The 13,744-nt window shown below is 59.7% G+C and carries 5 protein-coding genes; all 5 read right to left on the bottom strand.

Annotation, left to right across the window (positions count from 1 at the left end; translation table 11 throughout):
- Nucleotides 1-17: 17 nt before the first annotated feature.
- The 5 genes from KFE19_05615 to KFE19_05635 all read right to left on the bottom strand — a co-directional run bounded on the left by KFE19_05615 (nt 18) and on the right by KFE19_05635 (nt 13,713).
- Nucleotides 18-2,618 carry a hypothetical protein gene (locus KFE19_05615; protein ID QUO38984.1) on the bottom strand — a complete coding sequence of 867 codons (2,601 nt, stop codon included), beginning with the start codon at nt 2,616-2,618 and terminating at the stop codon, nt 18-20.
- A 311-nt stretch (nt 2,619-2,929) separates the two neighbouring features.
- Nucleotides 2,930-4,483 (bottom strand): C40 family peptidase, encoded by a 1,554-nt coding sequence (locus tag KFE19_05620; protein ID QUO38985.1) that lies wholly within the window; start codon nt 4,481-4,483, stop codon nt 2,930-2,932.
- A gap of 60 nt (nt 4,484-4,543) precedes the next feature.
- Nucleotides 4,544-6,709: a hypothetical protein gene (locus tag KFE19_05625; protein QUO38986.1), complete on the bottom strand. Its 2,166-nt coding sequence runs from the start codon at nt 6,707-6,709 to the stop codon at nt 4,544-4,546.
- A 65-nt stretch (nt 6,710-6,774) separates the two neighbouring features.
- Nucleotides 6,775-12,372, bottom strand: coding sequence for a hypothetical protein (locus KFE19_05630; protein ID QUO38987.1), 5,598 nt, complete (start codon nt 12,370-12,372; stop codon nt 6,775-6,777).
- Between the two features lie 81 nt (nt 12,373-12,453).
- Nucleotides 12,454-13,713, bottom strand: a complete 1,260-nt coding sequence (locus tag KFE19_05635; GenBank protein ID QUO38988.1) for an S-layer homology domain-containing protein — start codon at nt 13,711-13,713, stop codon at nt 12,454-12,456.
- Nucleotides 13,714-13,744 lie beyond the last annotated feature (31 nt).

Genomic DNA, 13,744 nt, shown 5'->3' on the forward strand with positions numbered 1-13,744 from the left:
TGAGAATAATGTGATGTTTAACTCAGCGCCTGGCCGCGGCTATCTTCAACCGCCTCACCGTCCGGGACAGCGGCAGCCTCTGCGGTATCGGCCACCGCCTTCAGTTCGTTGAGCATGGCCTCCAGCTCGGCGCGGTCGGTGGTGATCATCTGCTGCTCCTCCCTGGACGCCTTGATGATGACCGGCACTTTGTTGCTGTTGCTGGAGATCAGGGCCTCGCCGCGCTCGAACTGGGTGATGCTGCGGATTTCGGTGCGGGTGAGCTTCAGGACATCCTTGACGTATTCCGCCTCATCTGGCTCCAGGTTCAGAATAATCTTCGTCTTTGAGTTATTGAGGATGGACCTCCCGTAGCGGCCATCCTCCAGCCCGAAGAAATCGGACAGGTCCTGTGTCGCTGCAACTGCACCTCCACCGTACCCTCGGATAATTTTGAAAATTTCCAGGCAGAACTCCGCCGCCTGCCTGTTTGCCGAGCCGCCAATCAGTTTCCAGATCTCGTCGATGAATACCATCTTCTTCTTCGTGCGGTCGGCCTTCACCTGGTCCCACACATAGTCCAGCGCGATCATCATGCCAACGGGGAGCATCTTGCCCTTCAGCTCGGAAATGTCCAGGACAACATAGCGGTTACTCAGATTGATGTTCGATTGGCGGTTAAAGCTCTGGGCGCTGCCGGTGACGAACCGGCTGACGATGGTGGCAAGGCGGGCGGTCAGCGGGCTCTCCTTGAGCACTTCATAGAGGTCGCCCAGAATGGGCATGGTCTTGACCTTTCCGCTGCCGGGATCCTCATAGATGGAACTGTTGTCGTGGGTGATGCCGAAGTTGGCGTAGGTTTTTACCAACGCCTCGTCCAGCAACTGCTCCTCTTCATTGGACATATCCGGAATCAGGAGGGAGAAGAAGATCATCAGCTGCTGGATCTTTTTCGCCAGCATGGAGTCGATATCGCTGTAATCAAGCTCGTCGATCAGCTCCATCTCCGGTGTGAGGGTGGGCCGGATCTCCATGACGTTGATACAGGCGCTGGAGCCGGGTGCCAGTTTGATATAAGTGCCGCCGATTTTATGGCAGGCCCGCTTGAACTCATGGCCCTTGAGCGGCGCCAGGATGTAACACTGGACGCCGCGCATTCTTAATCGTAGTGCCATCACTTGTATAGTAAAGGTCTTGCCGGCGCCAGAGGTGCCGCAGATGGTAAAATTGGCGTTCTTATTGACCTTGGTGTTGAAAGGGTCAACGATGCACAGGGAGTTATTGTGCCGGTTGAGGCCCAGCAGGATACCGTTGTCGTCCGAGAGCTCAAAGCTCGTGAACATATAGGTGGATGCAGCCCCGGACGTGAGCACGTTGCGCTTGGACTTGCGCTCCAGGCTGGGGTCGAGGTAGAGAAACGGCATGGTGGAGCGAAGCGCCGCCTCCTGCTGAAACAGGCAGTCCCCCACCTGGATGTCCATTGACTTCATCAGGTCGGTCATCTGCTGCTTGCGCCACTGGAGCTCGTCGAGGGTGGCGGCGGACACTGTAATGAGCACCGTCATATAGAACAGGTCCTCATTCCTGCTGGACAGGCCCTGCTTGATGTAGTAGCCCGCCTGGATGGAGCCGGCAAGCTCCTCATAGTCCGTGGATGTGTCCTGCAGTTCCCGCAGTTTGGTGCGGTTGAGCCGGATGCGCTGGGCCACCCGGTCAATGGTCTTGCCGCGGATCTCCCGGCGAAGGTGCAGATCCACATCGACGCCTTCGCCGGCATTGATCAGGGAGGACATCCAGCCGCCCCGCACCTGCTGCGGGAATCCGCTCTTGCGGATATAGAGGTAGGTGTAGTACATACCGTCCATGACGATATAGCCCGGATGGCTCAGATCGAGGCCACGGGGCGCCACGAAATTGACGGCCCGGATCTTTGGCACGGGATCCACGCCCACCACCCGCTTCTTTGCCGTCATGGCATCCACCACCACGCGGTTGAGCCGGCTCTGGAAAGGGTCTTCCACGCAGGAGCGGCGGTTGAAGTACATATAGAGGATCTCCGCCACAAAGGCGTCTTCATCCTTGGGCTGCACGATACTGTTGCCGCACTGGGCGAAGTAGGTCCTGGCGTTCTGGGTCACCGTCTGAAGGGCGGCGTAGACCTCCCCGTAGTCGGTGTCTGACTGCCGGCGCACCGCCTCATACTGAAAGATCAGGAAAAACCGGCGGGTCAGGGCCTCCCGGCTCCCCTCCTCCTGGATAAAGCGGATGGTGCCCTCGCCCAGTTCCCGGCAGGCGGCAACATCTTCCTTTTCAATGTCCGCCTCCAGACCGGCCACATAGCGGTCCGAGTCGGCCTTGCGGGTGACGGATTTGAACTGCAGGCGCATGGGCGAGATCTTGAGCCAACTGGCAAAGGTGGAGATGATGCCCCACTGCTCCTCATTGGAGCGGAGCAGGAAATTGATGGGCTCGATCTCCAGGATCTTCAGGTAGCGGCCGTCCGTGGTTTCAACGATGCCGTTTCGCAGGTCTTTGATCGGGATGTAGTCCTGGACGAACTCCAGGCGCTCGGCCTGCCTTCCCCGGGCGGGCGGAGCCTTTCGCCCCCGGGAGTTTCCTGTGCGTGTCTGATGTGCCATAGTGATAACCTATCCTCCTGTAATGGAGCTGGCGACGCCGCATCCAGAACAGAACGATGTGCGTGGCAAATTGGAGCAGGGAATCGCCGCCGATCCCCATGAGCGCGAATACGCCCATCGGCAGCAGCGTCATGGTCATCACCACAACCTTTGCGGTGACCGGCAGGAGCATCCACATCAGTTCTGGGTAGCCCACAAGCAGAAGCAAAAACACAGCCTCTATCGTGTTGCGGGTCTCCAGCATACCGCCCAACAGCTTCCCGGAATCGGTGTAGTTGGGCGGGATCGTATAGACATTGCTGAACTCTCGGTCATCCACTTGCGCCGGCCTCCTCCACATCAAGCGCCGCCGGGACAAGGTCGCCCTCCAGGTCAACATCGTTCCTGCGGCGGTACTGGGTCACATAATCGGGTGAGTTGAGGACCACCCCTGTCCCGCTGGCGCAGTGGACCCAGAGCTTATTTCCGTCGGCGTCCTCGCCCGCATAGAGCAGGACATGATTGACCGGGACGGTGCCTGGCACCGCCATAAAGCCCAGGTCGCCGGGCAGCAGTTCCTCCTCGGTGATGGCGTGGGTGGCATCCCACTGGTTCCATGTCCCGTCGTAGAGGGTGACGCCAAGCGCCGTCTGATAGACCCATTCCGTGAACCCCGAGCAGTCCAGCCCGTAGGGCCGGATCGTTCCTGTGCTGCTGGAGCCGGCGGAAGTCACCAGCTTTGGCGTGTTCCACTCGCTGTTCCAGCCGGGGGCGCTTTTCCCGCCCCAGAAATATGGAACACGGCCCACCAGGGACAGGGCGCAGCGCATCAGCTCCTTCCGCTTGCCGCTGCAGTCCAGGCTGGCCAGGAACAGGTTCAGTTCCGCATCACTGATCGGCGGCACGCTTCCGTCGCTGGCGGTTCCGTACATGGTCATCTTTAGGGCATTGGACATATTGAGGATGGCCTCGCCATAGGTGATGCTGAACTGGTCATAGGTGGCGTCCACATCCACTCCGAAGGCATCCAGGATCACGGACTGGTCGAAGGGATGGATGGTGCAGACGACATATTCCACCGTCTCCATTTCCGGCTCCTCTTCCGATTCCGAATCACTGCCCTCCCCCGCCTCATCTGTATCTTCCCTGCTCTCTGCCGGGACCTGCGCCTCCTTTACCTCATAGGTCACGCGATACATCTGATCGGCCACCGCATTGAGTTTGCTCTGCAGATCCGCCTTTGTGGTGCCGCGCTGGCCCATGGACGCGGAGTAGGCCGCCAGGGCGTAGCAGGTGTCGTAGTCTGCGGATACGAGGGCGTTGTTGACCAGCGCCTCCATGGAAAGCTCATAGTCATAGCCGCCGTCCGCGATGATTTGATCTACCCTGGCCAGGGCGGCGTCATAGCCGGCCTGGATACATTCTGACACCACGGCGGACAGGTCATCGAAGTTTGCGGACACCTCCGTCGGCCCGTTGGGATCGACGGTGGATGGATCAGTGTGGAAAATGTTGTTGAACACGATGGAGGGCAGGGACACCACCGCGATGATAATGAAGAGAAGGAACAGGCAGATAAAAATGAGGATCTTGAACAGAGTGTGCCGGAGCGACCAGGCGGCGGACAGAACGGCGCCCCAAGGGCCGCCGACTGCGGTGCCCGCCGCAATTCCTGACACCGCTTTGCCAGCCTCTACTCCTGCCTTCACCGTCGCTGCGGCCGCATTGGCCGCGGCCTCACCCGCAGCGGAGCCTGCAGCTCCAGCGGCGCCGGCGCCGCCGGCGGCGGAGCCAAACTGCCGCGCCGCCTCGGAGGCCTGCCGCATGCCTTGCAGGTAGTTGTCCTGCCCATCGCCGAAGCGCTGTTCTTCAGACAAGGGGATCACCTCGCTTCTGGTAAAAGAGTCGGGCAGACGCGCCCGAAGATGGATGCGTCTGCCCGCAGATCAGGGTTTCTTCCGATTGGGTGGCTTGCGCTCCGTCACAGGCCGCTTTTGGGGCTGCGTGTGGCGGGACGGCGTGGATTTGTAGCGCATAGTTTCCACCGTCGTCGTCTGCAGCTTGTCGCCATCGTAGACCGGCCTGCCGTCCTCATAGACGGGCCGGCGCTCCACAGCGGGCGTGCCGGGGATGGCGTACCACTGGCTGCCGCCGCTGTCTTCAAACACATGGTAGTCGCCGCGTGGCGCCTGATACATGGTCCGGTCGTAGAAAGCCGTTCCGGTGCCGTCCTCGTGGCGCACCTCCAGAATACCGTCGGCGGACCGGGAGCTGTCCACAGACACCACCGGCTGGTCGAAGCCAGGCATGAACTGGCCAAAGAGCGCCGCGTTGTACTGGGCAGATGGGCTCAGACCACCACCCGACGGCGCCGGTGTCTCCGGCTCGAACTCCGGGACTGCGGCAGCCGGCGTCATCGCGTACCAGCTCAGGCCGTCCGCACCCTGGATAACCTCATGGGGCGCATCCGGCTCCTGGAAGTAGGCGCTGTTGTACCAAAGGCTGTTCCCGCCATCCGGGTAACTGGCCTCCAGAGTCCCTTCGTCCACCTGCCGCAGCAGGGTGCCGTCCGGTGCGCTGGGGAATGCCTCGGCGACCTGGGCCGCCTCGGACACATCGCCAGTAAAGGCGGGCGTGGCATAGAAGGCGCCCATGCCCTCTCCGGAGGCAACCTGATACCACTGACTCCCGTCGGCGGCCGTGACCACCGTGTGCGGCGTGCTTGGCGCCTCATGCTGGGCGGTACTGTATAGGTCTACCTTGGCCTGCCGCCCATCCGGCGCGGTGGCGGTGGTACTGATGTGCCCGCCGGTGATCTGGGTGCCGGAATAGGTCATATTGGCCGCGGCTCCCCCCGCCAGCTGGGGCATATAGCCCGGAATGCTACGGTCGGCGATCTCTCCGCCGATGGTGCCGGAGACGTTGGGTGGCCGCGTGGCCACAGAGGATATGGAGTTTGACGTCAGCGTGGCCCCGTTGCGGGCCGCCATGCCGCCGAAGGCCCTGCCCACGAAGCCTACGCCGCCGCCCGCGCCCATCCGGCTCCCGCCGTCCACCACGGCATCGCGGACAAAGCTGTTGGGTCGGTATCGGTTCATGAAGCCGGACAGGATCCCTCCGGCGGCGACACCGCCGGCCGTTCCGGCAGCAGCAGCACCGGCGCCGCCCCGCGCTCCCCCTCCGAATACGGAAGCGGCATTCCCGCCTCCGCCTCTGGAGAAGCCGGTCAGCACCCGGGCAGCCATCAGCATCTCCATGCCCATACTGCTGCCCGTCTGGGCCACAGACAGGCCAAGTGCCGCCAGATAGCTGTCGCATTTCTGGGCAATCTTCAGCAGCGCCAGGGCACAAAAGAGCCATAGGAAGATATTGCCTTGGCCATTGGTCAGCGCGCCGCCGTTGGCAATGAACTGGCCGACCGACGAGTTGAAGGCGCGCAGGAACCACACATTGAGCACCAGGAGCAGCAGTTGGGAGCCGACCATCCGGCACCAGCTCTGGAAGACCCGCGAGGTGGCTTTAGACGCGCCCATGGCGTAGGCAAGCGGCGAGGTATAGCAGAGAACGCCCACGAGCACATACCGCTCCACAGTTTCCAGAAGCAATTTGAAGTAGTTCCAGGCCAGGGCGATCATCAGGATAATCAAAAGGATCAGGCCGACCACCGTGGATACTGAGACGAGGGTGGTCAGCCCATTGGTGAGCGCCTGCTCGATCCCCGCGAAGGTAAAATCGCCGGGATCCAGCGTGGAGTCCATGAGCGCCGTGTACGGCGCCCGCGCGATGTCCAGGGCGAGGCTGAAGATGGGTTTTGCATAGGCGATTAAAAAGCCGAAAATCGCGCCCCGCGCCAGAATTGCAAGAGGGTTCTCCGTCTCCGCCAGCGGGCCGCTGAAGGCGCGGAAGATCTGCCAGACCGCCACCAGAAAGAGCAGCGCCCAGGCCGTGTACTGGATGATGGTGTAGGCACTGACAGCGAATGGGAAGTATTCCTCCATCGCGGTCATGTCCGTGCCCAGTGCCCCGATGAACACCCCGGAGATGGCATCCATGATCTGGGTCATCACGCTGGCCACCCAGGTCGCTATGCCCTCAAAGATCCAATCTAACATGGTTTCGTTTCCTCAACATGGATGGGAGCGGCACAGAGGCCGCCCCCATCATCGGTCGGTTGTGCTTAGTAGCCTGTCCGGGGCAGGGTCGGGACCGGGCCGCCGCGGTAGATGATGGTCACCCACCGGTCAGTCGCCTGGATCCACTGATTCCGCCACATACCGCCCACATCGCACTTGTTGGCGAAGCGGTATTCGTGGGGCAGGTCGGACAGGACATCACAATAAATGTACGGAGTCTCCACCTGCCGGAAGCCGCCGGGGACACGGCCGAACAGGAAGGTGACCTGGGTCACATACTCGTTGGAGGCCAGCCCAAGCGCCGCCGGGGAGGCGTCCAGGGTATAGTTCTGCAAGGTGTTCAGGTTGTCGGCCAGCACCCGCTGGGTGTTGGAGAGGTTGGTCTGGAACACGACTTTGTAGTTCAGCCGGGCCGAATAGGTGCCAGTGATGATCTTATCCAGCCGCACGGCATCGGTCGGCAGCGTGTCGCGCCAGTAGAAGCTGTCCAGCGGAACGGTGGAGTTGTTGGCGATGTCCTTGAAGGTGTAGCGGATCTCCTGGCCGGGCACGACTTCTGTGTAGCCGCTCTTGCCGATGGACACATTGGTGTAGACGCTCTCGTTGAGGAACTCGATCTGAACAATCTGGCCCTCATGCTCCAGATACACCGTCACTTCTTCCTCGCTGACGGAGTAATACTGGGGACTGGACACTTCCTTCACGATATAGCGGCCCAGAGGCAGCGGCTTAGACACCGCAAGTCCCCTGCTGTTGCTCTCGATGGTATCCACAAGGGCATTGGCTTTGTTGTAGATCTCAAACACCGCGCCTTCCAGCGGGGTCCCGGCCGGGAAGCCGTTGATGGCATTGTCGTCCGCGGACTTCTTCCAGATCTGGATCTGGGCTGTGATAGGCGTGTTCTCCCACTCGATCTCGGTGGTAGCCCCGTCCCGGATATAGACGGTCTTCAGCTCATCATCCACCAGGTAGCCTTCGTTGTCCAACTCTCGGACATAGTAGCGCCCGCTGGAGAGTCCCTCAACATAGACATAGCCCCGGTCATCGCTGACGTATTCGCCGATGGGGTTTTTACTGCTGTCATACACCAAGAAATGCGCGCCATAGATCCCTTCTCCGGTGGTAGAATCAACCTTATGGATGAGAAGACCGCTGAACGCCTCATTCTCAATGCTGATAGAGGTGGTCTTGCCGTTTTCAACCTCGAAATAATGCGGCGTATCGTCTAAGCGATACCCCTCCCCTGCCTCGATCTCAACGGCGTAGTAGGCGCCGTTCTCAAGAGCGCAGAACACACGGCCATTTTTATCCGTCGTGACGGTGTCGATCAGTTCATCGTCGATCTTTCTAATTTCAAAGGTCGTGTTCGGGATCCGCTTGCTGGTTCGGTTGGCATCAACCTTCAGGATCTCCACACCGCCGATGGGATCGTTATACACCGTGATCGTCTGGGTGTCCTCGGGGTTGACCTCCACCGTCTGGATGCGGGTTGCCTCGTCGATGGTGTACCCCTCAATCGTCTTGGTCTCCTTGATCACGATAGTTCCAGTCACGCCGCTGATGCGGATCTCGCCGTTCTGGTCGGTCGTGTAGAGGCCCTTGCTGGAAAGGTGCCCGTTGGCGTCGTCCACATAGCCCCCGTCCGCATAGGTCAGTTCAAACTCCACCCCGGCCAGAGGCTCATGGGTTTCGGAGTCCAGTTTCCGGATGACGAGGGTGCCCTGCTTGCTGTTGTAAAACCGGAGGATCTGCACCTCGCCGGCCTTGATTTTAATCGACTTCGGGGCGCCGTCCAGGACGTAGCCCTCCAGCGTTTTGATCTCCCGGGCGGTGACAGTGGTACCGGGCTCCAGATCGTCGATCACGATTCGGCCCGCCTCGTCAGTGATATATTCGCCGTTGGATGGACCGACCACCGCGCCGGAGCTGTCGGTCACCAGGAAGGTAACGCCCTCCAGAGGCGTAGTAGTGCCTTCGATGTACTTCTCAATGACGAGGGTCGTCGAGGGGGTATTGGTAAAGTAGAGCGTCTGTGTGTCGTTGGGATTGACCTGGACGGTCTGCGTCTGATGGGCCGGGTCGATGGTGTAGCCGGGGATGGTCTCCACCTCCGTCACCACCAAGGTACCCACCACCCCGTCGATCTGGATATTGCCGTCCTTGTCCGTCTTGTAGAGGCCATTACTTGAAATGTAGCCGTTCTCGTCGGGGACAAATTCGCCGGTAGAAGTAGTGACCTTGAACGTTACTCCCTCCAGCGGCTCCCCTGTCAAAGAATCCCGCTTGTCGATGACCAGGGACCCGGCCTTGGAGTTGGTAATGACCACCGTCTGAGTATCGCCGCCCTCTCCAATGACCACATTGGTGGAGGGGGCGTCCATCACATAGCCGGACGGGCTGCGGATCTCAGAAATGACGTATGCCCCGGGGGCCAGATTAGTGATGCGGATTTCTCCATTGCTGTCGGTCGTAAAAATACCGTTCTGGGTGAGGGTGGAATCACCGATTACCCCATCCAAGCCCACCTCGCAGCCGGCGGCGGTTGTAACTCTGAACTCCGCACCGGGGAGGGGCTGCTTTGTGGCGCTGTCCCGTTTCTGGATGATCAGCTCGCCCTTGGGCTGGTTCTTAAAGGTTAATGTGACAGTTCTGCCCTCTTTAATCTGCACCGTCTGACTCTGTGTGTCGATGATATAGCCCGGCGGCGCGGAGACCTCCGTGACGATGACGCTCTTGCCGGGGGCCAGACCCTCAATTCGGATCTCACCGTTTTCATCTGTCCTAAAAATGCCGTTGCTGTCGCCGATGAGGGTGCCGTCCGCATAGGTGACTTTGAACTCGGCATTAGGAAGGGTAACGCTGGGGTTGGTGGCGCAGACCTTGCGGACGAGCAAAATCCCGTCCGGCATATTCTGGAACCTCACGGTGATTACGGACTGCTCGCCGCTGTCGGCCAGGTAGACCGTCTCAGAGGACTGGATAATGCTGTATCCATCCGCCGGATCCACTTCTTCCAAAATATAGGTGCCCGCAGTGAGGCCGGTCCAGATGGCGGTGCCGTTTTGCCCGGTCACTTTCTGCCCGATGATGGTTCCTCCGGTGCCCGAGGTACCACCCAAAAATCTCAGTTGGAAGGTGGCCCCAGCCAAGGCTTCACCGGTGACGGAATCATACTTCTCGACAATAATTGCGTTGAGCGGCGTATTCTCAAAACGCACCGTCTTGCTCTCGCCGCCGTGGAGGATGACTGTCTGGCGGGTGGGCTCCTTCATCTGGAACCCAGGGGCAGGCTCAACTTCCTCGATGGTAAACTCGCCGGGGTACAGTCGCTGGCCCTGCTCGTGGAGCTTGATCTCGCCGTTGGCATCGGTGACGATCTCGCCATAGTCGATGGTGGCAGGTGCATCTGCGGCTTCGCCATTGCTGGCATAGGTCACGTGAAAACGCGCCCCCTCAACAGGAGCGCCTGCAATACTGTCCACCTTATAAATGGTGAGTTCCGGGGCCTTGTGGTCCTTGAACGTCACCTCTTTATCATCGCCGGCATTGAGCGTGATCGTCTGCTCCCGGTCTGCGTCCTTATCGGGGAGGTAGTAGGGGGCCGGAACGGACAGCTCTGTGATTTTGTATGTGCCCGGCTGAACCCGCAGGGTGACGGTGCCATCCTGGCCGGTGGTCACATCATGCTGATAATCGCCGTCGATTGCCTCGATCCGAAAGACGGTGCCGGGGATCGGGGTGGTAGAGTCCGCGGCGTCTACTTTTGCAATCGTCAGCTCCGGCTGCTTGAGGTTATCAAAAATCAACTGACGGTCATCGCCAGGGCCCAGCCAGATGGTCTGAGTCGGCTCCGCCGCCACCACATAGGGGTCCGGGACGGAGATCTCCGTCACCTCGTAGCTGTCAACGGGGAGGCCGGTCAGGGTCGCGGTGCCGTCCGGCCCGGTGGTCACATCCATGTGGTAGCCGTAATGAATGCCAGTGATTTCAAACACCGCGCCGGGGACCACCTCACCCGTCTGTCCGTCCCGCTTGAGGATGGTGAGGGTCGGAAGCATCTGATCCACCGCCGTGACAGTGACGGTGCCGCCGCCGTCCACAGTGGCCTGATCCACATGGGCGATGACCGGCTGCTGCAGTTTGGCATACGGGGCCGGGACAGATACCTCGAAAAAGGCGTACATCCCCTCGGTAACATTGGGAACGATGATGCTGCCGTCCGCGTCGGTGGCCTCCGTGGCAACCACCTGGCCGTCTTTGACCACATTGAACACGGCGCCCTCGATGGGGTCATCTGAGTCATCCAGCTTGATCAGCTGAACTTTGACCTTGGCGTCGTTTTCAAAAATCAAATCGACATCATGCTTGCCGTCCCAGTAGAACTCCTGGCGGACCTTGTCAGGATCACTGCTGGTGGTGTACCCATTCGGCGGGGTCACCTCAGACGCGACAAAAGAACCAATAGGCATGGCATCCCAGGGCACGTCCTCCAGGTAGCCCCCTGCGCCGGTGATGTACGTGCCCACGAACTCATTGTCCACGCCCTCGATCTTGATGACCGCGCCGGCCAGGCCCTTGGTGGGATCATCGGCATCGACTTTGCGGATGCTGCCTTCGCCCGTACGGATAGGGGTGTCAGTGAAGGTCACAGTTGCAGTCGTTTCACCAGTAGCGCTGGGCAGAACGACATACTGAGGGCCGGCATTGTCGATTTGGTAATTATCCGGCGGATCCAGTTCCGTCACAGAGTAAGTCGAGGCCTCCAGATTGGTGATCGTCACAGTTCCATCACTTCCGGTGACGACTTCCTGGCTAAAAGTGCCGTTGGCATTCTGCACCAGGAACCGGGCGCCGGGGAGCGCAAGGTTGGGATTGGTCGCATCCACCTTTTTGACGGTCATCTGGTACCGCTCCCGTGTGACGGTCAAGTCGCCAATGATGATGCTCTGAACATCATAGGCCGGATGCTGGGCGGAACCGGGGCCGGCGTAGTCGTACTCGTAGACTTTACAGTCGCCCCAGACGCCCTGGGCTCCCAGATCCAAAATATACTGCGCCCGGTCGCGCAGAGTGGTCCCGTCTACAACGTCGTCAATACTGGTGTAGTTGGTGTGCTCCAGATTGTTATAAACGTATAGCAGCTCCTCGGCGCAGGCAGCTACCGGATCAGAGAAGAGATTCTCCTGATAGCGCCACACCACCGCCTGCACCCAGGCGTTCATGGTCCAGGTATAGTCGCTGCTCCAGACCTCGTCCACCCCCAGGGCGCGGGCCTGGTCCGTGAAGATCCCGCGGCTGTGGGCATAGAAATACGCCAGCATGGTCTTCACGGTGGGGTCGGTAATTTCCCTGGGATTGTTCCATTCATGCCCCTCAAGTGACCAGCCCATGCCGCCTCCGTGATCGGCACAAAATCCCATGACGGTGTCACCGTTGTAGTCGAATTTCATCTGGTGCAGCCAACAGGTGCTAAGGGCAGCAGACTCATAATAGACACCGTTATGCGTGCAATCCTCCATAACGATGGTATTGGGGCCGGCCGCGAAAGCGGTGCTGGGCAGGAGTCCGAGCATGCAGATCAGCGCCAGCAGGATACAAACGAGGCGCTTTTGCGCAGCAGGAAATTGTTTCAGTTTTTCCATGCAGATAAACTCCTTTTCTCGAAAATTGTGTAAGAAAAAAGCCTCCCAGCTGCTGCTGGAAGGCTTTCCGCGTTTGAGGTATTATGCGTATGGATTGATGGTGCCGGACATTCCGACAAATAAATAGCAGTAGGTCACCCCCTCATACCGCACCACACCGACGCCCAGACTGTCCGCCTTTGGGTCGAGCATTGCTCGCAGATGCCCAGGGGAGTTTACCCAGTTTTTCACTGCGGTTTTGGCAACATCCTCCGCGGTCACGCTGGTAAATACTGTTAAATTGCAGCTGAACCCATAGGGATATCCATGAGCGAGGACAAGCTCACACTCCTCCTGGCTGTCGTGCCAGGTGTTCCGGCGCGTGGCATAGTCCTGAGCCGCGTCCATGAGCGACTGATCGGCCGGGGCTGCGGACTGGCCGTATTTCTGCCGGACCTGATTGACAAGGGCAAGGATCTCTGTTCGGATCTCCAGGTTATCTGCGTAATCAGTTCCTGCTGCCGGCCGACCTTCGTCAACATCGGATACCGTGATCGTAAGACGGCCCTGTTCCCCGTCTGCCGCAACTACAAAAATGCTTGCAGTACCGGGCGACTTTGCGACCGCGACCCAATTCCCGGCGATCTGCTCTACCGTAAGGATTTCCGGATTGCTGGATACCAGCTCAAGTTGCGCGTCCGACGGATAGACCAGCAGGCCGCTTCGTGTACCCGCCTTCAGGATGTTCCCCTTGTAGCTACTGATGGAAACAGATGCTCCGGTCGCTCCAGCGGAGGTCCTCTGGAAGTTTCCGGTCAGTGCGCGGTATAGCATGACCGCAAGATCACCGCGGGATATGGTTCCCTGAGCCGTCATAGCAGGCTCACTTAGGCCAAGATCACAGGCGGTGCTACAGGCGCTGTTGTAATCCCACACCAGGTCTGGCAGAGCCAGATACCGCAGAATCACGGTGCAGGCTGCCGTGGGCGTCACAGGATCCTCCGCGCCAAACAGGCCATCGCCATAGCCGACCATGAGGCCGTGGTAGGCGCAGTAACCGGCATATTGCCGGGCCCAGTCTGGAACGTCCTGAAATTGGCACTGGGCGGCATAGAAGTCTCGGCTTTCCTCCACCTGTCCGGAGCCGCCGTGCAGCCGTGCAAGAATCGTGGCCAGATGGGCGCGGGTCAGCGGGGCGCTGAAGTTCATATTCCCCTCCCCGTCCCCGACCATGATCCCATGACTGTTCAGGTACTGCGAAGCGGCTTTCAGTTCTTTGTTGCTGCTTTCCGCCGCATACGCCGGCAGGGCCAAAGAAAGCGAAAAGACGGCAGTAAACAGCAGGATGGGCAGTTTACGCATACTGATTCCCCCTTTTCTTGATATTTGACTT

This window comes from Dysosmobacter sp. Marseille-Q4140 (assembly GCA_018228705.1).
Lineage (GTDB): Bacteria > Bacillota > Clostridia > Oscillospirales > Oscillospiraceae > Oscillibacter.